Raw genomic sequence first — 25,820 nt, 5'->3', positions numbered from 1 at the left:
CTCCTCCCCCTTCCTCCCTTGCGGGCCTTGCGTTTCGTGCGGCGCTTCCTCCTTTCGATCTTCCTCATCGGCGCCCTTCTGGCCGTAGCGGCCGGCGCCACCGCGCTGTGGTGGCTGCAGCACCCGCTGCCGCTGCGCCAGCCCACGGTCGATCTCGTCATCGAGCCCGGCACGCTGCCGAAAAAGGTGGCGCAGGCGGTCGCGGACGCCGGGGTGTCGGTCGATCCGCGCCTGCTGTACGCGTGGTTCCGCCTTTCCGGCCAGGCGCGTCAGATCAAGGCCGGCAACTACGAGATCACGCAGGGGACGAGCCCGCGCGCGCTGCTGGACAAGCTGGCGCGCGGCGAAGAGGCGCTGTCGACCGTGACCCTGGTCGAGGGCTGGACCTTCCGGCAGTTCCGCGCCGCGCTGGCCAAGAGCGGCGAACTGCGGGCAGACACCGCGGGCCTGAGCGACGAAGCCGTGATGGAGCGCGTCGGGCAGCCGGGGGTCCACCCGGAGGGCCGCTTCTTCCCCGACACCTACACCTTCGCCAAGGGCAGCAGCGACCTCGCCGTGCTGCAGCGCGCGGCGCGCGCCATGGACCGGCGCCTGGCCCAGGCGTGGGAGCAGCGCGCACCCGACGCGCAGGTGCGCAATCCCGAACAGGCCCTGATCCTGGCCAGCATCATCGAGAAAGAGACGGGCCGCGGCGCCGAGAGAACCATGGTCTCGGCGGTGTTCCACAACCGGCTGCGCATCGGCATGCCGCTGCAGACCGATCCCACCGTCATCTACGGCATCGGCCCCGCCTTCGACGGCGACCTCAAGCGCTCGCACCTGCGCACCGACACGCCCTGGAACACCTACACCCGGCCCGGGCTGCCGCCCACGCCCATTGCCATGCCCGGCAAGGATTCGCTGCTGGCGGCGGTGCAGCCGGCGCAGAGCAAGGCCTTGTATTTCGTGGCGCGCGGGGACGGCAGCAGCCAGTTCAGCCACAGCCTGGAAGAGCACAACCGGGCCGTCAACAAATACCAGCGCGGCGGCGGCAAATGAGCGGACGCAGCGGCGTGTTCATCAGCGTCGAAGGTATCGACGGGGCCGGCAAATCGACGCACGTCGAGGCCCTGTCCTCGGCGCTGGCAGCCGCGGGGCACAGCGTGGTCCGCACGCGCGAGCCCGGAGGCACCCCCCTGGCCGAAGCGCTGCGGCGGATGGCACTGGGCGAGCCCATGGACGCGCTGACCGAGACGCTGCTGATGTTCGCTGCGCGGCGCGACCACCTCGTGCAGGTGATCGAGCCGGCGCTCGGACGGGGCGAACTGGTGTTGTGCGATCGTTTCACCGATGCGACCTTCGCCTACCAGGGCGGCGGGCGCGGATTCGATGCCGGCGTGCTGGCGCAGCTCGAACGCTGGGTGCAGGGCAGGGCCGACGGCACCCTGCGCCAGCCCGACCTGACGCTGCTGTTCGAGCTGGCGCCGGAGCAGGCTGCCGAGCGCCTGGCCGGCGCACGCGTGCCCGACAAGTTCGAAGCGCAGCCCCTCGCGTTCTTCCGCCGCGTGGCCGAGGGCTACGCGCTGCGCGCCGGGGCCGAGCCCGGGCGCTTCGTCCGCATCGACGCCTCCGGCCCGCGCGAAGCCGTGTGGGAGCAGGTGCGCGCCGCAGTCGCCTCGAGGGGGTGGCTGTGAGCGCCGCTCCATGGATCGCGTCGCAACTGCGCCAGCTGCTGGTACAGCCCGGCCATGCGCTGCTGCTGCAGGGACCGTCGGGGCTGGGCCAGTACGAGCTGGCGCTCGGTCTGGCACGCGGCTGGCTGTGCGAGCAGCCCACCGCAGACGGCGGCTGCGCAGCGTGCCCGAGCTGCCACGCCATCGCCGTGCGCACCCACGCCGACCTGTGCCTGCTCATGCCCGAGACCGGCATGCTCGAACTCGGCTGGCCACTGGGCGAGAAGGCGCAGCAGGAGATCGACGACAAGAAGCGCAAGCCCAGCCGCGAAATCCGCGTCGAGGCGCTGCGCGACGCCGTGGAGTTCTCGCAACGCACCAGCGCCCGCGGTCGCGGCAAGGTGGTGGTGGTCTACCCGGCCGAGCGCATGAACGCCATCGCCGCCAACGCGCTGCTCAAGACCCTGGAGGAGCCGGCCGGCGATACGCGCTTCGTGCTGGCCAGCGACGCCGCGCACCAGCTGCTGCCCACGATCCGCAGCCGCTGCATCGGCCACACCATGGCCTGGCCGGACGAGGCGCAGGCGCTCTCCTGGCTGGCGGCCGAGGGCCTGGCGGCGGCCGATGCGGCGGTGCTGCTGCGCGCTGCCGGCGGCCGCCCCGACGACGCCATGCGGGCGGCGCGGGCCGGGCGCGAGGCGCGGCAGTGGAGCCAGCTGCCCCGCGCGCTGGCCCGCGGCGACGTGCAGGCCCTGGCGGGCCTGTCGCCGGCCGAGGCCGTCAACGCACTGCAGAAGGTCTGCCACGATCTGCTGGCGGCAGCGACCGGCGCCCGCCCGCGGTTCTTCGCACCGTCCGAGCTGCCTGCGCCGCCGCCGGTGGCGGAGCTGTCCGCATGGTGGCGCGAACTCATCTCGGCAGCCCGCACCGCCGAACACCCCTTCAATCCGGGCCTGATGCTGGAAGCGCTTGTGAGCCGCGCCCGCACGGCCCTACACTTGCCGGGCCGACACCCATGAGCACTACCGCCACCCCCCGCCCGAGCGTCATTCAGCTGGCCATCAAGGAGAAGGCCGCGCTGTATGCGGCGTACATCCCGCTGTTCACGGAAGGGGGCGTGTTCATCCCCACGACCCGCGACTACAAGCTCGGCGACGACGTCTACGTGCTGCTGTCGCTGCCGGACGATCCGCAGCGTTACCCCGTGGCGGGAAAAGTGGCCTGGGTTACGCCGCCGCGCGCCGCGGCCAACCGCACGCAGGGCGTGGGCATCCGCTTCCCGATGGACGAAAAGTCCAAGCTGCTGAAGATCAAGATCGAGGAGCTGCTGGGCAGCCATCTCGCGTCCGAGCGGCCGACCCAGACCATCTGACACGCGGCGCCTGCGCCTCGTCGATTCCATGCCCGGGTGCCGCGTTGCGCGGCCGCCCCGCCGTTCCTTTTCCGCCCGCTTCCATGTTCGTCGATTCCCACTGCCACCTGAGTTTTCCTGAACTGGCCTCCGAGCTGCCCTCCATCCGGGAGGCCATGGCTGCGGCACGGGTCGAGCAGGCTCTGTGCATCTGCACCACGCTGGAGGAATTCGAGCAGGTGCTCGCGCTGGCCACCACCTACCCCAACTTCTGGGCGAGCGTCGGCGTGCATCCCGACACGGAAGGGTTGACCGAGCCGGGCGTCGAAGACCTCGTCCAGCGCGCCGACCACCCGCGGGTGGTGGCGATCGGCGAAACCGGGCTCGACTACTACGGCATGGACACGCGCAAGGGCGGGCGCAGCGTCGCCGACCTGGAGTGGCAGCGCGAGCGATTTCGCACCCACATCCGCGCGGCGCGCGCGACCGGCAAGCCGCTGGTGATCCACACCCGCTCGGCCTCGGACGACACGCTGGCGATCCTGCGGGAGGAGGGCGAGGACGGCTCGACCGGCACGGCGGGCGGTGTCTTCCACTGCTTCACCGAGACGGCCGCAGTCGCCCGTGCCGCGCTAGACCTGGGTTTCCACATCTCGTTCTCCGGCATCCTCACGTTCAAGAACGCGGTCGAGCTGCGGGAAGTGGCCGCCTTCGTGCCGCTCGACCGCATGTTGATCGAGACGGACAGCCCCTACCTGGCGCCGGTGCCGTATCGTGGCAAGACCAACAACCCGTCGTATGTCCCGTACGTGGCCGCCCAGATCGCGGCTTTGCGGGGCATGGACGTCGATGAGGTCGGGCGCCGGACCACCGCCAACTTCGAGCGGCTCTTCCAGACGCTCCCGGCCTGACCTCCAGGGAGAGAGTTTCATGAGAATCTGGACGAAGTTCGCCGCGTATCTCGTTGTCCTGCTTTGTTTTTCTGCCGCACACGCCGGCTCCTATGAGGACTTCTTCACCGCCATCAAGCGCGACGATGCCGCCGCCGTGCAGTCGCTGCTGCAGCGTGGCTTCGACGCCGACACCCGTGCTCCCGACGGGCAGCACGGGCTGTACCTCGCCTTGCGCGAACCGGCGCTGAAGGTCGCGCGCGTGCTGGTCGATTGGCCCAAGACCAACGTCGAAGCCCGCAACCGCGAGGACGAGAGCCCGCTCATGATGGCTGCGCTGAAAGGCCATACCGAGATGGTGCGCCGGCTGATCGCACGCGATGCCCACGTGAGCAAGCCCGGCTGGGCGCCGCTGCACTATGCGGCGACCGGCGGGCACCTGGAAATCATGGCGCTGCTGCTCGAGCACCACGCCTTCATCGACGCCGAGTCGCCGAACGGAACGACGCCGCTCATGATGGCGGCCATGTACGGCACGGCGCCGGCCGTCAAGCTGCTGCTGGATGCCGGCGCCGACGTGACGATGCGCAACCAGTTGGGCATGACCGCGCTCGACTTCGCCGTGCAGGCCCAGCGCCGCGACGCCGCCGAACTGATCGCGCAGCACGTGCGCGCGCAACGGCCCCGCGGCACCTGGTGACGGGGCGCGACGACTCCATCGCGGGACTGGGCGCGCGCCACGGGCCGCGCTACCGATGGCTGCTGCTGCTGGCCGTCATGACCGGCACGGTGGCCTCCGTCATGTCGGCCACCGTCGTGAACGTCGCCATTCCCGACCTGAGCCAGGTGTTCGGGCTGAGCCAGGGCAGGGCGCAATGGGTGAGTTCCGGCTTCATGGTGGCCATGACGGTGTCCATGCTCACGACGCCCTGGCTGCTGGCGCGGCACGGCTATCGACGCACCTACGTGGGGGCCATGATGGTCCTGATGGCCGGCGGCGTGGCGGGCGGGCTGGCGAGCACCTACCCGGTGGTGCTCGCCGCGCGGGTGGTGGAGGGGCTCGCAGCCGGAGTCGTGCAACCGATCGCAGCCATCGTCATCCTGCGCGCCTTCGAGCGGCACGAGCAGGGCCGCGCGAGCGGTTTCTTCGGCATGGGCGTGGTGCTGGCGCCGGCGCTCGGCCCCAGCATCGGCGGCGTGCTGGTCGATTGGTTCGGCTGGCGTTCGACGTTCTTCATGGTCGTTCCGGTGTGCCTGACCGCCATCTGGCTGGCCAGCCGGTTCGTGCCGACCAGCGCTCCCGGCGGGGCCGCCGCCGACCGGCACGGCCCGCGCCTCGACTGGACCGGCCTGGTCATCGGCACGGCCGCCACCTTGTGCCTGCTCAACGGCCTGCTCGAGATCCGCGGAGGCGACCGCCTCCTGGCGGCGGGGCTGCTCGGCAGCGCGGTCGTGCTCTTCGCCTCGCTCGTCGCGTGGCTGCGTCGGGCCGGGCGGCTCGGTACCCCGGCGCTCATGAACCTCGGCCTGTTCGGCCACCGCACGTTCGCCTTCGGCAGCATCGTGTCCTTCATCTTCGGGGTGGCGCTGTTCGGATCGACCTACCTGGTACCGGTGTACATGCAGATCGGGCTGGCGCTGCCGCCCTCCAGCGTGGGGGCCATCCTGCTGCCGGCAGGCGCCGTCCTCGCCGTCACCATCGGCGTGTCGGGCCGGCTGGTGAACCGCGTGCCGATCCACGTGCTGCTCGGCTGCGGGCTCGGCATGCTCGCGCTGTCCTTCGCGCTGATGCCCACGGTGAAGCTGGGCGCCGGGCTGCTGCTCGTGGCGGCGTGGACGATCCTCGGAAGGATGGGCCTGGGACTGGTCATGCCCGCGCTCAACCTCGGCTCCATGCGCCCGCTGCCGAACGCGCTGATTCCGCAGGGAGCAAGCACGATCAACTTCCTGCGCACGCTGGGCGGCGCCGCTGGCGTGAGCCTGTGCGCCCTGGTGCTCGAATGGCGTGCCGCCGTGCACGGCGCCTCGCTGATCGCTGCGGCCGCAAGCCCGCAGCGCCTGGCCGCGTTCAACGAAACCTTCCTGCTGCTGGCCGCCGTGTGCGCGCTTGCGATGCTGGCGGCCTGGCAGCTGCGCTCCCCGCCGGGCATCGAATCGGCCTGAGGGCCTCGCGCCGGCGGTGCCAGGCGCGGTACCGCAGGCGCGCTGGACGCAGTTCGATGGCACCGCGGCAACGCGCCAGGCGTACCGACGGCCGCTGCGCCGGACCGGCGATCTACCGTGAAGTTCTCAAGCGCAGCGCGTTCGCGATCACGCTGACGGACGACAGCGACATCGCAGCGGCGGCGACCACCGGCGAGAGCAGCAGCCCGAACACGGGGTACAGCACGCCAGCGGCGACCGGTATGCCCGCCACGTTGTAGGCAAAGGACAGGAAGAGGTTCTGCCTGATGTTCTTCATGGTGGCCTGCGAGAGCCGCCGTGCGCGGACGATGCCGGTGAGGTCGCCTCTCAGGAGCGTGATTCCGGCGCTCTCCATCGCAACGTCCGTGCCGGTCCCCATCGCAATGCCCACGTCGGCCGCCGCCAGGGCCGGCGCGTCGTTCACACCGTCGCCAGCCATCGCCACGATGCGCCCTTCCTTTCGCAGCCGCTGGACGATGCTGGCCTTGTCCTCGGGGAAAACCTCCGCGACGACCTCCTCGATGCCCAGTTCCTTGCCCACCGCCCGGGCCGTGGTCTGGCTGTCGCCGGTGAGCATGACGATGCGCATTCCGGCTTCCCGCAAGCCGGCGAGCGCCGCAGGAGTGGTTTCCTTGATCGGGTCGGCGATGGCCACGAAGCCGGCCAGCCTGGCGTCGAGCGCCACGTAGATGACCGTGGCCGATCTGGCGCGCTGCCGTTCTGCGGCGGCGTGCAGGGGCGACACCTCGATGCCGTGCTCCGCGAGGAACCTGGCGGCTCCGCTGATGACAGCGACTCCATCGACCCTGCCGACGACTCCCTTGCCGGCAGGGGAGTCGAAGTCGCTCACCTGCGAGAGCTGCAGACCGCCCTCGTGGGCGGCCGCCACCACGGCGACGGCCAACGGGTGCTCGCTCGCGCGTTCGACACTGGCCAGCTTGCGCAACACTTCGGTGGCCTCGAAGCCTGCGGCCGGCTCGATGTGGACCACTCGGGGCTTGCCTTCGGTCAGGGTGCCGGTCTTGTCGACCACGACCGTATCGACCTGCTCCATGCGCTCGAGCGCCTGCGCATCGCGAATCAGCACGCCCTGCTGCGCTCCGCGACCCACGCCCACCATGATGGACATGGGCGTGGCGAGGCCCAGGGCACACGGGCACGCGATGATGAGGACCGCCACCGATGTGATCAGCGCGTACGACAACGCGGGACTCGGGCCCCACAGCAGCCACGCGCCGAAAGTGAGCAGGGCCACGACGAGAACCACGGGCACGAACCACGCAGCCACGCGGTCCGCCATGCGCTGGATCGGTGCGCGGCTACGCTGCGCCGACGCCACCATGTGGACGATCTGGGAGAGGAGGGTGTCGGCGCCCACCTTTTCTGCCCGGATGACGAAGCCGCCGGTCTGGTTGATGGTGCCCGCGGTGACCTTCGAGCCCGGCGCCTTCCGCACCGGCATCGGCTCGCCGGTCACCATCGATTCATCCACGGTGCCTTTGCCCTCGGTCAGCTCGCCATCCACCGGAATCTTCTCGCCGGGCCGCACGCGCAGCAGCTCGCCCACCTGGATGGTGTCGATCTGCACGATCTCGTCCGATCCGTCCGCCGCCACCCGCACTGCCGTCTTCGGGGCGAGTTCCAGCAGCGCCTTGATGGCGCCCGACGTCTTTTCGCGCGCGCGCAGCTCCAGCACCTGACCGAGCAGGACCAGCACCGTGATGACGGCGGCTGCTTCGAAGTAGATGGCGACCGCCCCGCCGTGCCCGCGCAGCTCCTGCGGGAAAAGCCCCGGCGCGATGGTGCCGACCATGCTGTACAGCCAGGCGGCACCCGTGCCCAGGGCGATGAGGGTGAACATGTTCAGGCTGCGGTTGCGCAGCGACTGCCAGCCGCGGACGAAGAATGGCCACCCGGCCCAGAGAACGACCGGCGTGGCGAACAGCAGCTGGAGCCAATTGGAGGTCTGCGCTTCGACGAGGTGGCCAAGGTCCAGCAAGTGCCCGCCCATTTCGAGTGCGAAGACGGGGACCGTCAGCGCCAGCCCGATCCAGAATCGACGGCTCATGTCCCGCAGCTCGGCGCTCTCGCCGGTAGCGCCGCTTGCCAGCACCGGCTCCAGGGCCATGCCGCAGATGGGGCAATTTCCTGGGCCGACCTGCCGGATCTCCGGATGCATCGGGCAGGTGTATTCGGCATCCGGACTGCCCTGGTCCAGATCGCCCGGCCGTGACGGCGCAGGAGGGGTGCGCGGGAGGTGCCCCCCACGGTGCGGGCCGGGCGAATGTGCGTGAACGGCCGCTGCCGCCACGGGCTTCAGGAACATCCCGCACTCCGGACACGAGCCAGGGCCCGTCTGACGCACTTCCGGGTGCATCGGACAGGTGTGCTCGAGCTGTGCAGCGTCGGGCTCTGCGGGTTCGAGCTGCTGCTGCCGATCTCGAGGCGGATGCCCTTTCTCGTGCTGGTGCTGGTGGCCGTGCTCGCCACCGCATTCCCGGTGCGACGCGTTGTTGGGGTGCATGGTGTGCTCCTGGTGTTGCTTGTTCTCAGCGCGGGGCGGCGGCCGCGTGGGCGCCGGCGGCTGCGCGCCCCCTGCAGAAGCGACGGTGCCCCTGCTGGTCGTCACCTGCTCGTGGGCTCTCGCATCAGCCGCAGCTTGGACAGCTTGCGGCTGCTGCGTCTCGACGGGAGTCAGCCGCAGCGGTCTTTCGGCTTCCGCAGCCACAGCCACAGCCGCTGGACGCGGCCTGGCCACGCTCGGCCGCGGAAACCCGAGGCGGGTAGCCCGCGTCCCGGAGCGCCTCGGCAAGCTCCGCAGCAGACTCGCTGCTGGTGACCCGCACGAGCTTGCGGGCGATGTCGATGTCCAGGCGAGCGGCTTTGTCCACCGCGGCAATTGCGCGGGAGATGGTGCTCGCGCAGTGTCCGCAGGACATGCCGTCGACGTGGAAAGTGATCGTGACCATTGCTTCTCCTTTTCGGTTGGTGAGGCACTGTCAACCTTCCCACCATGTCAGAGTCAAGTGTTTTTTTCGCGCAGCCCGCCTTTGCCGCGCGAAGAGTTTCCGAAGCTGAGCGCACCTCGACCGGCCGGTCTGCAGGCTAGGAAATTCCTGCCCGTGCTAACCTCGCGTCGTGACGTCGTTTCGCTTCTGGCTCCTGCTGCTGCTCGCTGTGCTTCTGCCGGCACGGGGTGCTTTGGCCGTGTCCATGCCGTGCTCGGGTCCTCCCGCACACGTCCAGGCACAGGCCCAGCCAAGCGGACACGGCCACGAGCACGTCACGCAGGAAAGCAGCTCCCACCATGATGCGACGGCGCACGAGCACACGGGAACGGGCGACGCTGGTGGCCACGGCCATACGGGCGCGTCGGACAAGTGCAACCTGTGCGCTGCGTCCTGTTCCGTGACCGGCCTGGTGAGCGGCTCCGTGACCGTCGCCGAACTGCAGCCCGTCTCGACGGTATTTCCCCATCTCTACGTTCCGCCTGCGAGCTTCGTGCCCGAAGGCCAGGAGCGGCCACCCCGAACCGTCTGACCCATCGAGGCCCCCACGCGGGGGGCCTGAAGGGGCCCGTGTGCGCCTGCGCACGGGCATTGGCCGACATCGTCGGCAGTTCAGATCGGGTTTGGACAATGAACAGGAAAACCTTGTGGCGCGCTGCGGCTGCCTTCTTCGGGCTGCCGCTCATGGCGCTGGCCCAGACGCATCCCGCCCACCCAGCGGGCGATGCTCCCGCACTGCAGTACCAGTCTGCCTTCTCGGACTACAAGCCCTGGCGAGAGCTCAAGCGGGGCGACTGGCGGGCGGTCAACGACACCGTCGGGAGCGCGAAGCACAGCGGGAGTCACGGTGCGGGGGCAGCACCCTCCGAGCCGGCCCGTCCCGCCGAGGCGGCGCGCTCGACCGCACCCGCGCATGGGCCATCCGCTGCGCCCTCCGCCGCACCCTATCCGCCGGCGGGTCACTCCGGCATGGGAGCGCACCAGTGATCCGCCTGTGTGCAAGCGCAGCGGCGGCCGTGCTGCTTGCCGGATGCGCGTCGTTTTCTCCCGACGGCGGCTTCGACCGTGTCGCCGAGCTCACGCGGGAGCGCACCGGGCAGGCGCCGTCCTACCAGCGCAGCGCGCAAGACACGCTCCACGCGCAGGCCCGGATCGACGAGCTGCTCGCGCAGCCGCTGAGCGCCGACGCCGCCGTGGAAGTGGCGTTCCTGAACAACCGCGGCCTGCAGGCCGATCTCCACGCTCTCGGGATCGCGGAATCGGAACTGGTGCGCGCCGGGCGACTGGCCAACCCGGTTTTCAGCTTCGGCCGCATGAGGGAAGGGCAGGGCGCCGTCGAGATAGAGCGGTCGGTGATGTTCAACGTGCTCGCACTCATTACCCGGCCGGTGGCACGCCAGGTGGAACAGCGGCGCTTCGAACAGGCCCAACTGCAGGCAGCGAGCGATGCCGTCGCGCTTGGCGCTCAGGCGCGCCAGGCCTTCTACGCGGCCGTCGCCGCGCAGGAACTGGTCGTGTACCTGCAGCAGGTCAAGGAGGCGGCCGATGTGTCCAACGAGTTGGCACGGCGCATGGTGCAGGCGGGAAACTTCAACAAGCTGGCGCAGATGCGCGAACAGGCGTTCTATGCCGACGCCACGTCGGAGCTGGCCCGCGCGCAGCACCAGGCGGTCGCCGAACGCGAACGGCTGACGCGGGCGCTCGGCCTGTGGGGCCCGCAGCTCGGCTTCACCTTGCCCCAGCGCTTGCCGGACCTTCCGGGAGCGCCCGTGGAACCGCTGCACGCGGAACAGACGGCGATGCACAAGCGACTGGATGTGCTGGCGTCGCGGCGGAGCGCCGAAGCGACGGCGCGCGCGCTCGGGCTCACCCGGGCGACCGGCTTCGTCAACGTGCTGGAGCTGGGCTACGCGAACAAGAGCGTGTCCGGAGAACCCCGTGCGAACGGCTACGAGGTGGAGCTGGAGTTGCCGCTGTTCGACTTCGGATCGACCCGCCGGGCGCGTGCCGAAGCCACCTACATGCAGGCCGTGAACCGCACCGCGGAGATGGCGGTCAATGCGCGATCCGAGGTCCGGGAGTCGTACTCCGCCTACCGGACGGCCTACGACCTCGCCCGGCACTACCGAGACGAGGTCGTCCCACTCAGGAAGCGTATCTCGGAGGAAAACCTGCTTCGCTACAACGGCATGCTGATCGGAGTCTTCGAGCTGCTCGCCGACTCGCGAGAACAGGTTCGCGCAGTGAGCTCCTACGTCCAGGCCCTGCGCGACTTCTGGATCGCCGAGACCGCCTTGTCCACCGCCGTGACCGGCGGGTCGCCCGCAACCAGCGCCGCCGTCGCAGGCCCTGCCCAGGCATCAGCGCCTGAAGCTGCCGCCCATTGAGAGAGAACAGACCACATGTCGACTCGACGAAACTTCTTCAGAACCGCAAGCGCCGTCGCGCTCGGTGCGACCGCGGTCAGCCGCATCGGCGCAGCCTCGCTGCCCGAAGCGGTCACGCGGACTGCTCCGTCCACGCAGCCGCCGCTCGCCCCGGAAACGGGACGGCCGTTCAACCCGGTGGCGACGCTCAACGGATGGTCGCTGCCCTGGCGCATGAACAACGGCGTCAAGGAGTTCCATCTGGTTGCCGAACCGGTGGTGCGCGAGTTCGCGCCTGGCATGAAGGCCAACCTGTGGGGCTACAACGGCTCCAGCCCGGGGCCCACCATCGAAGCGGTGGAGGGCGACCGCGTCCGCATCTTCGTGACGAACAGGCTTCCGGAGCACACGACCGTGCACTGGCACGGGATCATGCTGCCCTCGGGCATGGATGGAGTCGGCGGACTCACCCAGCCGCACATCCCGCCCGGCAAGACCTTCGTCTACGAGTACACCCTGCTGCGCTCCGGCACGCACATGTACCACCCCCATGCCGACGAGATGGTGCAGATGGCCATGGGGATGATGGGCATGTTCATCGTCCATCCCAGGGACCCGCGGCAGATGCGGGTGGACCGGGATTTCGTCTTCCTGCTCGCCGCCTACGACATCGAGCCGGGTAGCGCCACGCCGCGCACATCCGAGATGACGGACTTCAATCTGTGGACTTTCAACAGCCGCGTGTTCCCGGGGATCGACCCGATCGTCGCGCGTACGGGCGAGCGTGTGCGCGTTCGCGTGGGCAACCTGACCATGACCAACCACCCCATCCACATGCACGGACCGCACTTCACGGTGACAGGCACCGACGGCGGCTGGGTGCCTCCGGCTGCGCGCTGGCCCGAGGTCACCACCGACATTGCGGTGGGCCAGATGCGCGCCTTCGAATTCGACGCGGTGGCGGGCGACTGGGCGATCCATTGCCACAAGTCGCACCACACCATGAACGCCATGGGCCACGACGTTCCCAACATGATCGGTGTCGATCACCGCGGCCTCGCGGAGCGCATCACCAGGCTCGTTCCCGACTACATGGTCATGGGCGAGAAAGGCATGGCGGACATGGGGTCGATGGAAATGCCCCTTCCGGACAACACGCTGCCGATGATGTCCGGCCAGGGACCGTTCGGACCCATGGAGATGGGCGGCATGTTCACGGCCGTGAAGGTTCGCGACGACGTGAAGCCCGGCGTCTACTCGGACCCGGGTTGGTACAGGCATCCGCCCGGCACGGTGGCCTACGAATACACCGGCCCCGTCGCGTCGCCCGCACGCGCGCCGGACGCGGGCGTCACGCCGGCGCCGGCTTCCAGCCCGATGAGCGTTCGCAAGCCGACCGGCCATTCCGGGCACTCCGGGCATTGATCACACGCCAACTACCCAAGGTCCTCCAATGAAATTGAAGCAAGTCCTCGGTGTCGTGATTGCTGCGTCTGCCGTGGCGACAACGTCCAGCGCTTTTGCCCACACCGACATGCCGCACACATCGACCCCCAGGTTCGAGCCGGGCAGGGTGGAAGACACCCCGTTCGGGCAGCAGGGCGACCCCAAGAAGGTCACGCGCACCATCCGCGTCACGATGGACGATTCGATGCGCTTCCACCCGGAGAACATCACCGTCGAGCAGGGCGAGACCGTCCGGTTCGTCATACCCAACGCGGGCGCCGTCCTCCACGAGATGGTCCTGGGCACGCCCGAGGCGCTGAAGGAGCACGCCGAACTCATGAAGAAGCACCCCGGCATGGAGCACGACGAGCCGAGCATGGCCCACGTCAAGCCTGGAACTGCGGGCGAGATCGTCTGGCGGTTCACCAAGGCCGGCGAGTTCCAGTTCGCCTGCCTCATTCCGGGTCACTTCGAAGCAGGCATGGTTGGCAAGGTGAGGGTGCGATGACGCGCATCGATCATCTGCCGCGCCGTCAGGTGAAGCGCCTCCCGGAAAGACGGCTGCTCCTGGCACTCCCGATCGCTGCGGGCACGCCGGTGAGCGATTCGGGCGCGGCTGCGGGGCCGCGCGAGCGATTCGTTCCAAGACCTTCTCATCGCCACGCCGCGCCGGGCCAGCGGGGCCACCTCTTTCTGCACCTTTGACGGAGATTCACATGCAAGCAAAGCACATGCTGGCCTTCGCGGCCAGCCTCATGGCACTCGCGGCGGGCGCACAGCAGGTCCCCGCAAGCGGCGACCACGCGTCTCACCACCCTGCGGCCGCAGGCACTGCCGCGGCATCGGGCGAGCCCCGGTCCGAGGGCGAAGTCCGCAAGGTGGACCTCGAGCAAGGCAAGGTGACCCTGCGGCACGGCCCGCTGGCCAACCTGGACATGCCGGCCATGACGATGGTCTTCACCGCTGCCGACCCCGGGTTGCTGGAGGGTCTCAAGCAGGGCGACAAGGTGCGCTTCGTTGCGAACAAGAAGGACGGCACGTACTTCGTCACCACCATCGAGAGCATCCGATAACGCGCACAGCGCCCAGCCTGCGAGTGGCGCATCTCGCTGCGGCAGCCGGGCGCCCGCATCGCGGGGCTGCGGTAGTTCGCTCCGTACTCCAACCGTAAGAGAGGAAAACCATGATGCTGATTTCACGCGCAGTGCCCCTGTGGTCTTCTGCGCTCGTCGCCGTGGGCCTGGCCGGCTGTGCCGCCGCTCCTGCGCACAGCGATGCGCACGATCACGCGCGCATGGGCAGGATGGACCCGCAGGCCATGTGCGAGATGCACAAGAAGATGATGAGCGGCAAGGCTCCCGCGCAGCAGCAGGCGCTCATGCAGGAGCACATGAAGTCGATGACGCCCGAGATGCGGCAGCAGATGCAGTCGATCCACGAGCAATGCACGTAGCGCGGCTACTCGATGAACCCCGGGCGCTGGATGACTTCGGGGCCGGTCAGCCGAGCCTGCGGCGTTCCGTCCGCCCCTGTGCTGAGATCCATCCAGGAGGAATACGATGTGCGTTATGTCAAATGCCGTGCGCATGGCAGAGGCATCAGTGCTCGCTCATCGCTCAGATGCAGGCGCGCCCCTCTCACTCATCGCTGCGCCACCGGGAACGTTTCGGGAACGCCCCTTGTGGATCATGGGCTCGTCGTCGATTCCTTCCCGGCGGGCGCGATCGACAGACGCATGAACCGAGCACCCGCGGCATTCACAGGAGCAGCAACATGCATATCGCCAGAGACAAAGTGGACGTGCAGATGGAGATTCCGGGCGCGGTGATCCGGCAGAAACTCGATTTCGGCGACGCCGCCGGCTACGGCAAGATCAGCGGCGAGTATTTCAGCCTGTCCGCCGGCGTCGATACCACCCCCTTGTTCCAGGGGCTGCACCACAACGCCTGCCAGTGCCCGCACTGGGGCTATGTCCTGCAAGGGCGGATCACCACGACGGACGAGCAAGGAACGCAGGAGACGGTCAACGCGCACGACCTCTTCTACTGGCCGCCGGGCCACAACGTGCGGGTGGACGCGGACGCCGAGATCGTGATGTTCAGCCCGCAGCACGAACACACGCACGTGATCGACCACATGAAGCACATGGTGAAGTCGTGAGCGGGAACTGGCCGCTGCAAAGCCTCGCGGACTGACGCGGCCGCCGCGAAACCATCGCCGCTAGCCGGGCATGACATGCACCGCATCGACCGGCAGCGACAGGCGCACCGGCCGCCCGACCTCGATGCCGCGCCGACGCAGCACGTGCTTCGGCGCGGTCAGCGCGAGCACGGTGCCGGTCGCGAGCCGGGCGTAGACGCGGGTGTTCGCGCCCACCGAGACCATCCGGACCACCGCCGCGTCCAGGGTGTTTTCCATGGCCGCACCAGGTTCGATGAGCCGCACGTCGTCGGTGGCTACGCAAAAACGCACCGGCCCGGCCGGCAGGTCCGAACGAACTTGCAGGTCCGCCTCCTCCCACGTCAGCACCGTGGCGCCCTGCTCTCTTCGCAGTTGCGCAGCAAACACGTTCTTGTGTCCCATGAGGCGCGCGACGTCTGCGTCGGCGGGATGCCGGTAGACGTCCTGCGGTGCACCCTCCTGCAAGGTTCTGCCGCGATGGAGCACGACCATGCGGTCGGCAAGGACCTGCGCTTCCGGGATGGAGTGCGTCACCAGCACCGTCGGGATGGCGAGCGTCGATCGCAGCTCGGCAAGCTCCTCGTAGAGGCGCTCCTTGGTCATCTGATCGACTGCCGAGAAAGGCTCGTCGAGCAGCAGCAGCTGCGGCTGCCGGGCGAGTGCCCGCGCGACGCCGACGCGCTGCTGCTGGCCGCCCGACAGCTGGAAAGGCATGCGCCCCTCCAGCCCCACCATATGAACCGCCTCGAGTGCCGATACAGCCTGGGCGCGCCGCTGCGCCCCCGAGCCGCTGGCGCCCGCCATCACGTTCTCGAGCACGGTCATGTGCGGGAACAGGCCGTAGCTCTGGAAGACGAACCCCACCGGTCGCCGGTGAACCGGCACGTCCACCCCCGCCGCGGTGTCCAGCCAGGTCGTCTCGCCCACCCGGACCAGCCCCGTAGCGCCGTGCAGGAGTCCGGCGATCGATTTCAGGAGCGTGGACTTGCCCGTGCCGGACGGACCGACGACTGCGAGCAGCTCGCCGGGAGCGCAGGCGAGCGTCGCCTCCAGGCTGACGGGGTGCGTCTGGCGCAACTCGACGCGCAGCACCTAGAGAGCCCTCGCAGTTCGACCCTGCCGCGCAGCCAGGCCCAGCGCCACCATCGAAACGAGCAGCAGGAAGGCCGACATCGTGCCGGCCGAACGCATGTCGAACGCCTGGACGCGATCGTAGATGGCGATGGCAATGGTCTTGGTCTCGCCCGGAATGCTGCCTCCCACCATGAGCACGACGCCGAACTCGCCCAGCGTGTGCGCCGCCGTGAGCACCAGCCCCGACACCACGCCGGGCCATGCCAGGGGCAACTCGACGCGCACGAACGCCTGCCACGGAGTCATTCCGCACGAGCGGGCAGCCTGCAGAACCTCTTCGCCCACGCCCTCGAACGCACGCAGCATCGGGACGACGGCAAAGGGAATGTTGAACAGGACCGATGCGAGCAGCAGGCCCTCGAACGAGAACGCCAGCGGGTGCCCTACGAGATGCTCGTATGCCGCCCCGAGCGGAGACCCCGCGCCCAGCGCGACGAGCAGGTAGAAGCCCAGCACGGTCGGCGGCAGCACCAGCGGCAGGTTCAGCGCGGCCTCCACGAGCCAGCGATGGCGCGCGCGCGAACGCGCCAGCGGCCGGGCCACGAGGATGCCGAGCGGCAGCAGCGTCAGGCAGGTACCCAGGGCCAGCAGGAACGAGAGCTTGAGCGCGGTCCAGTCCATCACTCGCCCGGCAGCCGGAAGCCGTACCGACGCAGGACGCTGCGGGCATCCGGCTGCGCGAGATAGGCATGGAACGCTTTCGCGTCGGGGCCGGCGCGGCGCATGAGCACCATGCGTTGGCGCAGCGGCTGGTGCAGGTGCTCAGGAATTACCACGTAGGTGCCGCGACCGCCGAATCCCGGCGCCAGCGCGAGGGACAGGGCGAACATGCCGCCTTGTGCGTTTCCGCTGACGGCGAACTGCGCCGCCTGTGAGACGTTCTCGCCGAGCACGACCCTGGGCTCGAGCTGCGTCCACAGGCCGCTCGCCTGCAGCGCCTGCATGGCCGCGCGGCCGTAAGGTGCGTGCTCGGGGTTTGCCAGGGCGAACTTCCGGATGCGGCCTTGCGCGAGGGCGTCGCGCAGGCCGGTGAGTTCGGGGTCGAGCCGGAACGCGGGTGGATCGGGCGTGAACAGGACGATCCGGCCGACCCCGTAGAGCGCCCCGCCGTCCTGGGTGAGCCCTCTGCGCTCCAGCTGCTCGACGAACGCTTCGTCCGCCGACATGAAGAGGTCGAACGGGGCGCCCTGCGCAAGCTGCCGCGCGAAGTTGCCCGAAGATCCATAGACCACCCGCACCCTGTGGCCGGTGCTTCTCACGTAGTTTTCGACGATCTCGTCGAGCGCGAACTTCAGGTCCGACGCGGCTGCCACCACCGGAGTGGCCGGCTGGGCGCCCGCGCAGGCACCGGCGAGCGCAAGGCCGAGGGGCAGAAATTGGCGTCGGTTCATGGCACTGCGTTCTCGGGATGTGCGAGAGAGGTCGTCCGATATAGCCGGTGAAATATAACGGAGCGGCGCAGCGCAACTTGCGCACGGTATGCTGCCGCGGTGGGCACCAAGCGCGTTGAGCCGAAGTTCGTCGTCAAGGTCTCGATCAAGGCCGGGGTTGCCATGGGGCCCGGCAAGGCCGCCCTGCTCGAGGCAATCCAGGCGCACGGAAGCATCTCGGGCGCCGCCCGGGCGCTGGAGATGAGCTACAGCCGTGCCTGGCTGCTCGTCAGGAGCATGAACGAACAGTTCCAGGCGCCGCTCGTCGATGTCGGGCGTGGCGGCGCATCGCGCGGCGGTGCGGTGGTGACCGCGCTCGGGGCCAAGGCACTCCAGAAGTACCGGGACATGCACGCGGCGGCCGACGCCGCGATCGCCCGCCATACGAAAGGGTTCGAGCGACTGCTGCGATAGCGGAAGGCGTGTTTATCCGCCTGACCCGGTGACGGCCGACACCGGGCCCGTGCGGCTTCCGCCCACAATCACCGTTGCACGCAGCGCCGCCAGCCGGTGGCGGCAGGGCGCCGCATCCTCTCCTCATGCACAAGAAGATCCTGACCCTCACCATGAACCCGGCAGTGGACGTCTCTGCCCGGGCCCCGACGGTGGCGCCGACGCACAAGATCCGCTGCGGCGATCCCACCTTCCACCCGGGGGGCGGCGGCGTCAACGTGGCGCGGGTGGTGTGCCGACTGGGTGCCGAAGCCACTGCCCTGTACCCCGCCGGTGGCGTGACGGGCGAGCTGCTGCGGCGCCTTCTCGACTCAGAGGGCGTGCCCAGTGAGTCCGTTCCGGTGGCCGGAGACACGCGCGAAAGTTTCTCGGTGCACGACGATGCCAGCGGCCTCGACTGGCGCTTCGTGCTGCCCGGTCCGACCCTCGGCGAAGCCGAATGGCGCGAGTGCCTGGCGCGCACCGCCCTCGCCTGCCGCGGCGCAGCGCTGCTGGTGGCGAGCGGCAGCCTGCCGCCCGGCGTGCCCGACGACTTCTATGGCCGTGTCGCCGAGCAGGCGGCGCGAGACGGTGTGCCCCTGGTGCTGGACACCTCCGGCAAAGCGCTGGCCGCAGCGCTCGAGGCCGGCGTGCATCTGGTCAAGCCGAGCCTGCGCGAGTTGCGCGAACTGAGCGGGGGCGCGCTCCTGGACACCGCCGAGCAGGTCGCCGCATGCCGCGAGATCATCGGCCGAAACGGCGCCCAGGCGGTGGCCCTCTCATTAGGGGAAGACGGAGCGCTGCTGGTGACGCGCGAGGCGGCCTGGCGCGCGCCGGCGTTGCGCGTGAAGGTCCTCAGCACCATCGGGGCGGGCGACAGCTTCCTCGGTGGCCTGGTGGCCGGGCTGGCTGCCGGCGAGGCCATGCCGCACGCCTTCCGTGGTGCCATGGCTGCGTCCGCGGCCGCCCTGCTGTCGCCGGGCACCGCACTGTGTCGCCCCGAGGACGTCCAACGCCTGCGCGCGGACGTGCAGGTCAGCGAACTGGCCGGGCACTGACCAGCGCACCAGCGTGTGCCGCAGCTTCAGCAGCCACTGGGCAGCCGGAGCGTGTCACGCCCCGTCGCGGCTTACCGGTTGCCCGCCCAGAATTCGGCGAGCATCTGGCGACGCACGCTCAGGGTGCCGCAGCGGAGCTGCTCCAGGTGCATCGAGCTGATTTCGCGGCAGGCCATCGCCCAGCCGCCGAAATCGCGCTGGGCGACCGGCTCGTTGAACAGCTCGATGATGGTGTGGTGGGCCGGGTTGCGGCAGATGCGCCCGTAGGTGGTCCGTACGGCTTCGGGCGGGCCTTCGATCACCTGCATGAAGTTGCCCCCGCAATGCAGCAGCACGCCCGTGACCGCTACCGCGTCGTTCGCCCGCCGGGAATGCGCCAGCAAGGCCTGCAAGGCCTCAGGCTGCAAGGCGTTCATCGCGGTACTCACGTAGCCGATGCTCCACAAATCGTTCTTGTCCGCTGCTGCCGCATCTGCCGCCGCCGAGTCCTGCGCTCTCACCACCCGAACACTCCTTGATTACTGATGAGCTGCCATTGTGTTGGCGAGGCGAGCGCGGAGCAACTCGCCTGCGAACAGGGATGGCCGCTACGCTACAAATGGCGCGCCCGCGGCGGCGATTTCCTACATCGGCGCGGACGGCGCCGGTCCTATCCTGCGCGGAACAACACCGCCAAGGAGTCGCCATGTCCGGTCTGCGCAAGTTCGCCCTCGTCTACGGCATCGTCTTCCTTCTGGCCGGTATTGCCGGGTTCATCCCAGGGCTGCTGGCACCGCACACGCACCCCGACGTCGCGGTGACCTCGTTCCACGGGCTGCTGCTCGGGATCTTCCCCGTGAATGTGCTGCACAACCTGGTGCACGCGCTGTTCGGCGTCTGGGGGCTGGGCGCCTCCAGCTCGGACCGCGCATCGCGCGCCTATGCGCAGTCGGTGGCGATCATCTATGCGGTGCTGATGGTGCTGGGGTTCATCGGCCTGTGGAACCTGCACACCTTGTTCGGGCTGGTGCCGCTGTACGGCAACGACATCTGGCTGCATGCGGGCCTGGCCCTGGTGGCCGCGTACTTCGGCTTCCGCAGCCCCCGCGAGCTGCCGCGCAGTCACGCCTGAGGGCGCGCGCCTGGCGTCTGGCCGTGCGGGCCGCCTGCGCATGGCTGCCCTGCCCGGCGCCTGACCGTCCGGCAGTGGTCGGGCTTCGGCCAAAATCGCGCGGATGCTGAACTACTGGATCGATTTCGAGCTCTGGGGCCGACCGCTGCTTGCCGCAACGGGTGCCGTGCTGCTGGCGCTGCTCGTGCACACGATAGGGCGCGCCGTGGTGCGGCGCGTGGTGCGGTTTTCCGTGCTGCTCACCGCCATGGAGGAGCGCATCGAGCGCCCGTCCGCATTCGTCCTTCCGCTGGCGGCGCTGCAGGTGGTGTGGCAGGGGGTGCCGGCCACCGTGCCGGCGATCGAAGGCGTGCGCCACGCCAACGCCGTCCTGCTGATCGCCGCCCTGACGTGGCTGGCCATTGCGGCGGTGGGCGGCATCGCCGAAGGCGTGATCCGCAAGCACCCTGCCGACGTCGAGGACAACCTCCATGCGCGCAGCGTGCAGACGCAGGCCCGGGTGCTGTCGCGCACCCTGATGGGCGCGATCCTGGTGGCGGGCATCGCCTTCATGCTGATGACGTTCCCCGGCGCGCGCCAGTTCGGCGCCAGCCTGCTGGCGTCTGCCGGCGTGATCGGCCTGGTGGCCGGTATCGCCGCGAAGTCGGTCTTCAGCAACCTCATCGCCGGCCTGCAGATCGCGCTGGCGCAGCCGATCCGCATGGACGACGTGCTGATCGTCGAGGGCGAGTGGGGGCGGGTCGAGGAGATCACCGGCACCTATGTCGTGCTGCGGATCTGGGACGAGCGGCGGCTCATCATTCCACTGCAGTGGTTCATCGAGAACCCTTTCCAGAACTGGACCCGAACGGGCTCGCAGATCATCGGCACGGTGACGCTGTGGGTCGATTACGGCATGCCGCTCGCACCGCTGCGCGAAGCTGCGCAGAAGCTGTGCGAGTCATCGCCGGACTGGGACGGGCGGCTGTGCAAGCTGCAGGTGACGGAGGCCGGTGAGCGTGCGATGCAGCTGCGGGTGCTGGTCACCTCCGCCTCGTCCGGCCAGAACTGGGACCTGCGCTGTGCGGTCCGTGAGGGCCTGATCGATCTCATCCAGCGGGAGTACCCGCAGGCCCTGCCCCGGCTGCGGACCGACGTGGACGACACTGCGCCGACGGGGCCGCACCGGCAGGCAGCCGGCGCGCTCTCCTGAACGGTCTCAGCCCCTGGGGTGGCAGCGCAGGCGCACACACGAGACGGGCTCGGCAAACCCGCGCAGCCGGATGGGACTCTCCGCCCACGCGCGCGGCCACGCCGCGTCCTTCGGCTGCAGCCCGGCCTCGCGCCACACCTCGCCCGTGGTGACGGCTTCGCCGGGGCCGGCGCTCTCGCACAGGCGGGCGGCCAGGTGCACCGTCGCCCCGATGACATCGAACTGGAGCGGCAGGCCCGGCGCCTCGCCTCCCACCGGCCCGGCCATCACCCAGCCTTCGGCCAGGCCCACGCCGTACGGAAGTTCGGAGCCCGTCGATGCGGCGGCGAGTGCGCAGGCCGCCTGCAGCGCGGCGCGGCACCGGCGCTCGCCCTCGAACACCGCCAGCAGGCCGTCGCCGGTGAACTTCACCACGCGCCCTTGGTGGGCACGCACGCAGCTTGCCTGCGGCCCGAGGACGCGGTTGAGGATGCCGAAGAAGGCGTGGGGCGAGACCCGGGTGACGAGTTCGCTCGAGGACCGCATGTCGGTGAACAGGACGGCGGCGCGAAGGCTGTGGGCACCGTCGCGCGCCTGGGACGGGGCGCGCGACGCAGGCCCGGACGCGGTGACTGGGGCGCGCTGCAGGCGAAGGTCCATTCCCGATGCTAGGCGGCCGGGTGCAGTCGCATGGTGCGCCTCGCGCGTGCAGCTGTAGCGACTTGTACGCCGCGCCGTCGCCGGTGCGCCGCCCATGGCGCGTGGCGCGCTCACGTCCTGTTACGAAAAGCCTGCCGGGTTGGCGCCGCCTTTGTTGCGAGCCCCTGACAACCCGGTTGCCCGCCCACGAGCATGTCTCTTAGGCTTGCACCCATGCGTTGGCTCAAACCGAATATCAAGAGCAGTCTCTACGCCCTGCTCGGTCATTCCGGCGGGCCGGCAGACGAGACATTGCAGGCGGGCACCGAACGCATTCGCGCCGCGATGCTCGCCCTGCTCGGCGACCGTGCCGAGCTGGAGGTGCCGCTGCTCGTGCGGCGCCTGCGCCACGCCACCGAGGTCCAGACGCTCTGGTATGCCCGAAGCGACCTGATGGCAGCGCTGGCCGCACAGCGCGGCGAAGCGCGGGCACGCCAGGAAGTCGAGCGCCTCACTCCCCTCTTTGCCGGGCTGGTGCCCGGCGGGCTCTGCGCCCGTCCGAGCCGCACGTACGACCGGCAGGACACGATCCCGCCGCAGGTCTGAGCCCCTCCTTCGTCCCTACCCCGTACCCGCCGCTACCCGTCCGCTCCCGCGCTCCAGGGCTCCGCGCTCCCGCGCTCCGGCGCCTGCGTCAGTGGCGGTGCCCCCAGACGATCAGCGCATCACGCCCTTCTACCGCCAGTTCGACCTCGCTGCCCACCGGCAGCAGCACCTTGGTGGTCACGTGCCCGAACGGCAGGTTGGTGAAGACAGGGACCTTCTTCACCTGCGCGCGCAGCCAGTCCACCACCGTCTGCAGCTTGTAGCCCTTGTCGTGCGGCGCGAGGCGGTAATTGGTGAACTGTCCCAGCAGGATCGCCTTCTGCCGCGCCAGGACACCCGCGTGCAGCAGTTGCGTGAGCATGCGTTCCACCCGGTAGGGGTGCTCGTGCACGTCTTCGAGGAACAGGATGCCGGCCTGCGGCTGCGGCATGTAGGGCGTGCCGAGCAACGAGGTGAGCACGCTGAGATTGCCGCCCCAGAGCGTGCCGCGCGTGTGCAGGAGCCTGTCGCGCGCTTCGCTGCGCGGCAGCTGCCAGCCGCTGCCCTCGGCCTGGCCGAGCGCCAGGTCGTCGAAGCAGGCCAGCATGATCTCGTCGGCGTCGCCCTCGACGCCGAAGTCCTCGCCCAGCGCGGGACCCGCCCAGGTCGTGGCGCCCGTGGACGCCATGACGGCCCCCTGGAAGGCGGTGAAGTCGCTCAGTCCGACGAAGTGCGTACCGCGCTCGACCGCGCGGGCCACCGCCTTGGTGCGGATCTGCGGCAGCAGGCGCGTGAGGCCGTATCCGCCGCGCGTGATGAGGGCGATGTCGGCGCCGCTCGCGCAGGCGCGGTGGATCGCGGCCAGACGCGTCGCGTCGTCGCCAGCGAAGCGCATGTGCGTGGCGAAGGCATCCTCGTCGATCTCGACTTCATGGCCGAGCGCCTTCAGCCGGGCGATGCCGCGACGCGCTGCCTTGCGGTCGCGCACGGCACTGGAGGGCGAATAGATGTAGATGTGGCTCAAGAAAATCAGTCCTCTCGGCGGAAATGCTCCAGGGCGCGGCGCGCGATGGGTGCGCCGTGCTCCTGCACGAAATGCCCGGCCTCGGCGATCACCAGCGGCGCAGGACAGCCGCGGATGTGCGCGTGCAGCGCCCGCATCACCGGCTCGCCCAGAACCGGGTCCTGCGCGCCGATCGCCATCAGGCTGCGCCCCTGCCAGGCACCGGCCAGGAAGCCGCGTGCGCGTCGGGATTCGGCGGCGCCGTCGGCATCGGGGTGGTCGGGCACCATCGGCGGGAAAGCCCGCAAGGCCGCCCGGTGCCCGCGATCCGGGAAGGGGGCGTCGTAGGCGGCGCATTGCTGCTCGGACATCTGCGGATTGCCCCGCGCGAACAAGCGGCCGACGCCGAATTCGGGGTTGCGCGCGCACATCTCCCGCCACGCGAGAAAGCCGGCAGGCAGCGGCTCTTCGCCCGTGGCGAGCGTGGTGTTCATGACCAGCAGCCCGCGATAGCGCTCGGGCGCCTCCATCGGCAGCGTGAGTCCGAGCAGCCCGCCCCAGTCCTGGACGACCAGCACCACGTCGCGCAGGTCCAGCCGCTCGACGAACTCCAGCAGCACGCGGCGGTGCCAGCCGAAGCTGTGCGCGTCTTCGCGCTTGGGTTTGTCGCTCTTGCCGAAGCCGATCAGGTCGGGCGCCACCACGCGGTGCCCGGCTTCGAGGAACACGGGGACCATGTGGCGGTACAGGTAGCTCCAGGCCGGATTGCCGTGCAGGCACAGCCAGGTGATCGGCGCGTCGCGAGGGCCTTCGTCCAGGGTGTGCATGCGCAGCCCGGCAAGCGAGGGCAGGTCCGCCAGGTAATGGGGTGCCCACGGATAGTCCGGAAGCTTGTCGAAGCGGCTCTCGGGCGTGCGCAGCGCGTCCTCGCGCAGAGGCTGCACGGCCGAACGCGCGGCCAGCCGGCGGGTGCGGAAAAACGCCGCCAGCAGGTCGCCGCAGTCCTGCGCCAGCACGCCAGGCTGGACCTGGGTGCGGTGGTTCAGGCGCGGCTCGGCGAAGAGGTCCAGCACGGACCCGCCGGCGCCCGTCTTGGGGTCGGCCGCGCCCCAGACGACCCGCGCGAGCCGCGCGTGCAGCATCGCGCCGCTGCACATGGCGCAGGGCTCCAGCGTGACGTACAGCTCGCATCCGTCCAGGCGGTAGTTGCCCAGCGCCTGCGCCGCCGCGCGCAGCGCCTGCACCTCGGCGTGGGCGGTCGGGTCGCTGGCCGAGATCGGCGCATTGCGCCCGGTGCCCACCACGCGGTCGCCCTGCACCACCACCGCCCCGACCGGCACTTCGCCGGCGGCCAGCGCCTGCTGCGCCTGGTCGAGCGCCAGGCGCATGAAGCGCGCGTCGCGCTGCGCTGCGCTGTCTGCGCTCATGGTCGACCCATGCCCAGCCGATCCATCCACGCGGCGAGCGCCTGCCCGCTCTCGCCGCCTGCCTCATAGCCGGCCCGCATCGCCGCGTGCGACTCGGGGCGGTGCTGGTTGAGCTTGATCTTGCATTGCCAGGCGGTCACCTCCAGCTCCAGGCCGACGATGCCGGCCAGCATGCGCTGCGTGAAGGCCGCATCGAGTCCGCGCCACTGCTGCGCATACGCGGGCTCGTGGTCGCCGATCAGGCACTTGAGCAGCCGGTCCTTGTCGTCGGCGTCCTCGATCAGGCGCGCCTGCACCGTGCACTGCACGGCGACGTAGTTCCAGCTCGGCACGCGCTGCAGGTCGGGATAGATGCGCGGCGACTGGTAGGCCTGCGGCCCGAGGAAACTGACCAGCGCGCGGGGGTGCGCCTGCAACAGCTTCCAGTGCGGGTTGGCTCGAGCGCAGTGGCCGAGCAGCCGCAGGGCCCCGCCCTCGTGCGGCGGCAGCACGTGCAGGGGCAGGTGGCTCACGAACGGCAGGCCCGTCTCGTCCACCGAGATCAGGCTGGCCAGCGGATGCGCACGCATCTCGGCCAGCGCGCTTTCCAGGTCGTCGCTGCGGAAATGCGAAGGCAGGTACATGCCGCGGATTGTGCCGGCAGCGCGGCCGGGATCGCACGCGCAGCGCCTTCCGAAACTTTTAAGGTTTGCTGCGGCAGCTCTTAAGAACGCGTGCGGCACGCCTTTCCTACAGTGCGGGCTTCCCTCACT

At 69.7% G+C, this 25,820-nt stretch carries 30 protein-coding genes; 20 read left to right on the top strand and 10 right to left on the bottom strand.

The genetic code is table 11. The features are described from left to right. Positions 1–27: 27 nt before the first annotated feature. The 7 genes from mltG (at position 28) to WG922_RS09150 (ending at position 6,056) form a co-directional block, all read left to right on the top strand. Entirely contained in the window at positions 28–1,038 is a 1,011-nt protein-coding gene (mltG, locus tag WG922_RS09180) for an endolytic transglycosylase MltG (RefSeq protein WP_340282264.1), read from the top strand. Next, on the top strand, positions 1,035–1,673 hold the full coding sequence (tmk, locus tag WG922_RS09175) for a dTMP kinase (protein ID WP_340282219.1): 639 nt from the start codon (positions 1,035–1,037) through the stop codon (positions 1,671–1,673). Before mltG ends, tmk begins: the two co-directional genes overlap by 4 nt. Further along, complete coding sequence (locus WG922_RS09170; RefSeq protein WP_340282217.1) at positions 1,664–2,671, top strand: DNA polymerase III subunit delta'; 1,008 nt, start codon at positions 1,664–1,666, stop codon at positions 2,669–2,671. The genes tmk and WG922_RS09170 overlap by 10 nt, the downstream gene beginning before the upstream one ends. Then, positions 2,668–3,024, top strand: a complete 357-nt coding sequence (locus tag WG922_RS09165) for a PilZ domain-containing protein (RefSeq protein ID WP_340282216.1) — start codon at positions 2,668–2,670, stop codon at positions 3,022–3,024. The genes WG922_RS09170 and WG922_RS09165 overlap by 4 nt, the downstream gene beginning before the upstream one ends. An 83-nt stretch (positions 3,025–3,107) precedes the next feature. After that, the gene (locus WG922_RS09160; protein ID WP_340282214.1) at positions 3,108–3,914 is read left to right on the top strand and encodes a TatD family hydrolase; all 807 of its coding nucleotides are present in this window, start codon (positions 3,108–3,110) and stop codon (positions 3,912–3,914) included. Between the two features lie 19 nt (positions 3,915–3,933). After that, a complete protein-coding gene (locus tag WG922_RS09155; protein WP_340282213.1) occupies positions 3,934–4,593 on the top strand; it encodes an ankyrin repeat domain-containing protein in 660 nt (219 codons plus the stop codon). Further along, entirely contained in the window at positions 4,590–6,056 is a 1,467-nt protein-coding gene (locus tag WG922_RS09150; RefSeq protein WP_340282212.1) for an MFS transporter, read from the top strand. The genes WG922_RS09155 and WG922_RS09150 overlap by 4 nt, the downstream gene beginning before the upstream one ends. Positions 6,057–6,168: 112 nt before the next feature. Here the strand turns inward: WG922_RS09150 and WG922_RS09145 are convergent, their stop codons facing one another. After that, positions 6,169–8,601, bottom strand: coding sequence for a copper-transporting P-type ATPase (locus tag WG922_RS09145; protein WP_340282211.1), 2,433 nt, complete (start codon positions 8,599–8,601; stop codon positions 6,169–6,171). 124 nt (positions 8,602–8,725) lie between these two features. After that, positions 8,726–9,046 (bottom strand): heavy-metal-associated domain-containing protein, encoded by a 321-nt coding sequence (locus WG922_RS09140; protein ID WP_340282210.1) that lies wholly within the window; start codon positions 9,044–9,046, stop codon positions 8,726–8,728. Positions 9,047–9,215: 169 nt separating this feature from the next. Between WG922_RS09140 and WG922_RS09135 the strand changes: the two genes are divergently transcribed. The 8 genes from WG922_RS09135 (at position 9,216) to WG922_RS09100 (ending at position 15,057) form a co-directional block, all read left to right on the top strand. Beyond that, complete coding sequence (locus tag WG922_RS09135) at positions 9,216–9,617, top strand: hypothetical protein (protein WP_340282209.1); 402 nt, start codon at positions 9,216–9,218, stop codon at positions 9,615–9,617. A 98-nt stretch (positions 9,618–9,715) separates the two neighbouring features. Beyond that, positions 9,716–10,072: a hypothetical protein gene (locus WG922_RS09130; RefSeq protein ID WP_340282208.1), complete on the top strand. Its 357-nt coding sequence runs from the start codon at positions 9,716–9,718 to the stop codon at positions 10,070–10,072. Then, on the top strand, positions 10,069–11,472 hold the full coding sequence (locus tag WG922_RS09125) for a TolC family protein (RefSeq protein WP_340282207.1): 1,404 nt from the start codon (positions 10,069–10,071) through the stop codon (positions 11,470–11,472). The genes WG922_RS09130 and WG922_RS09125 overlap by 4 nt, the downstream gene beginning before the upstream one ends. 15 nt (positions 11,473–11,487) lie before the next feature. Beyond that, entirely contained in the window at positions 11,488–12,876 is a 1,389-nt protein-coding gene (locus WG922_RS09120; RefSeq protein WP_340282206.1) for a multicopper oxidase family protein, read from the top strand. A 28-nt stretch (positions 12,877–12,904) separates the two neighbouring features. After that, on the top strand, positions 12,905–13,405 hold the full coding sequence (locus WG922_RS09115; protein WP_340282205.1) for a cupredoxin domain-containing protein: 501 nt from the start codon (positions 12,905–12,907) through the stop codon (positions 13,403–13,405). A gap of 208 nt (positions 13,406–13,613) precedes the next feature. Further along, entirely contained in the window at positions 13,614–13,970 is a 357-nt protein-coding gene (locus WG922_RS09110; RefSeq protein WP_340282204.1) for a copper-binding protein, read from the top strand. A 110-nt stretch (positions 13,971–14,080) separates the two neighbouring features. After that, entirely contained in the window at positions 14,081–14,350 is a 270-nt protein-coding gene (locus WG922_RS09105; protein WP_340282203.1) for a hypothetical protein, read from the top strand. A gap of 320 nt (positions 14,351–14,670) precedes the next feature. Further along, positions 14,671–15,057, top strand: a complete 387-nt coding sequence (locus tag WG922_RS09100) for a hypothetical protein (RefSeq protein WP_340282202.1) — start codon at positions 14,671–14,673, stop codon at positions 15,055–15,057. A 60-nt stretch (positions 15,058–15,117) separates the two neighbouring features. Here WG922_RS09100 and WG922_RS09095 read toward each other — a convergent pair whose 3' ends face one another. From WG922_RS09095 to modA, 3 genes are read right to left on the bottom strand one after another with little or no spacing between them, the layout of a single operon-like run. Then, positions 15,118–16,170: an ABC transporter ATP-binding protein gene (locus WG922_RS09095; protein WP_340282201.1), complete on the bottom strand. Its 1,053-nt coding sequence runs from the start codon at positions 16,168–16,170 to the stop codon at positions 15,118–15,120. After that, on the bottom strand, positions 16,171–16,833 hold the full coding sequence (gene modB / locus WG922_RS09090) for a molybdate ABC transporter permease subunit (RefSeq protein ID WP_340282200.1): 663 nt from the start codon (positions 16,831–16,833) through the stop codon (positions 16,171–16,173). Continuing rightward, positions 16,833–17,603, bottom strand: a complete 771-nt coding sequence (modA, locus tag WG922_RS09085; RefSeq protein WP_340282199.1) for a molybdate ABC transporter substrate-binding protein — start codon at positions 17,601–17,603, stop codon at positions 16,833–16,835. The genes modB and modA overlap by 1 nt, the downstream gene beginning before the upstream one ends. 99 nt (positions 17,604–17,702) lie before the next feature. On the opposite strand from modA, the gene WG922_RS09080 reads away from it, so the two are divergent. Both WG922_RS09080 and WG922_RS09075 read left to right on the top strand, forming a co-directional pair. Beyond that, the gene (locus WG922_RS09080) at positions 17,703–18,056 is read left to right on the top strand and encodes a winged helix-turn-helix domain-containing protein (protein ID WP_340282198.1); all 354 of its coding nucleotides are present in this window, start codon (positions 17,703–17,705) and stop codon (positions 18,054–18,056) included. Between the two features lie 125 nt (positions 18,057–18,181). Then, positions 18,182–19,132: a 1-phosphofructokinase family hexose kinase gene (locus tag WG922_RS09075; protein WP_340282197.1), complete on the top strand. Its 951-nt coding sequence runs from the start codon at positions 18,182–18,184 to the stop codon at positions 19,130–19,132. 71 nt (positions 19,133–19,203) lie between these two features. Here the strand turns inward: WG922_RS09075 and WG922_RS09070 are convergent, their stop codons facing one another. Next, on the bottom strand, positions 19,204–19,632 hold the full coding sequence (locus tag WG922_RS09070) for a BLUF domain-containing protein (RefSeq protein WP_340282196.1): 429 nt from the start codon (positions 19,630–19,632) through the stop codon (positions 19,204–19,206). Between the two features lie 185 nt (positions 19,633–19,817). On the opposite strand from WG922_RS09070, the gene WG922_RS09065 reads away from it, so the two are divergent. Both WG922_RS09065 and WG922_RS09060 read left to right on the top strand, forming a co-directional pair. Then, entirely contained in the window at positions 19,818–20,243 is a 426-nt protein-coding gene (locus WG922_RS09065; protein ID WP_340282195.1) for a DUF4383 domain-containing protein, read from the top strand. A gap of 103 nt (positions 20,244–20,346) precedes the next feature. Continuing rightward, positions 20,347–21,435, top strand: coding sequence for a mechanosensitive ion channel family protein (locus tag WG922_RS09060; protein WP_340282194.1), 1,089 nt, complete (start codon positions 20,347–20,349; stop codon positions 21,433–21,435). A gap of 6 nt (positions 21,436–21,441) precedes the next feature. Here the strand turns inward: WG922_RS09060 and WG922_RS09055 are convergent, their stop codons facing one another. Then, positions 21,442–22,074 carry an adenylate/guanylate cyclase domain-containing protein gene (locus tag WG922_RS09055; protein WP_340282193.1) on the bottom strand — a complete coding sequence of 211 codons (633 nt, stop codon included), beginning with the start codon at positions 22,072–22,074 and terminating at the stop codon, positions 21,442–21,444. 213 nt (positions 22,075–22,287) lie between these two features. Between WG922_RS09055 and WG922_RS09050 the strand changes: the two genes are divergently transcribed. Then, positions 22,288–22,659, top strand: a complete 372-nt coding sequence (locus tag WG922_RS09050; RefSeq protein ID WP_340282192.1) for a hypothetical protein — start codon at positions 22,288–22,290, stop codon at positions 22,657–22,659. 88 nt (positions 22,660–22,747) lie between these two features. Here WG922_RS09050 and WG922_RS09045 read toward each other — a convergent pair whose 3' ends face one another. The 3 genes from WG922_RS09045 to WG922_RS09035 are packed head-to-tail and all read right to left on the bottom strand — an operon-like array spanning position 22,748 to position 25,691. Beyond that, positions 22,748–23,662 carry an LD-carboxypeptidase gene (locus tag WG922_RS09045; RefSeq protein ID WP_340282191.1) on the bottom strand — a complete coding sequence of 305 codons (915 nt, stop codon included), beginning with the start codon at positions 23,660–23,662 and terminating at the stop codon, positions 22,748–22,750. A gap of 5 nt (positions 23,663–23,667) precedes the next feature. Further along, positions 23,668–25,068 (bottom strand): tRNA adenosine(34) deaminase TadA, encoded by a 1,401-nt coding sequence (gene tadA / locus WG922_RS09040; protein ID WP_340282190.1) that lies wholly within the window; start codon positions 25,066–25,068, stop codon positions 23,668–23,670. After that, positions 25,065–25,691 carry an FMN-binding negative transcriptional regulator gene (locus WG922_RS09035; RefSeq protein ID WP_340282189.1) on the bottom strand — a complete coding sequence of 209 codons (627 nt, stop codon included), beginning with the start codon at positions 25,689–25,691 and terminating at the stop codon, positions 25,065–25,067. Before WG922_RS09035 ends, tadA begins: the two co-directional genes overlap by 4 nt. Positions 25,692–25,820: the final 129 nt, after the last annotated feature.

The organism is Ramlibacter sp. AN1015 (assembly GCF_037726105.1).
GTDB lineage: Bacteria > Pseudomonadota > Gammaproteobacteria > Burkholderiales > Burkholderiaceae_C > Ramlibacter.
Note: the sequence above shows the minus strand (reverse complement) of the source record. Positions and strands in the feature narration are given on the sequence as shown.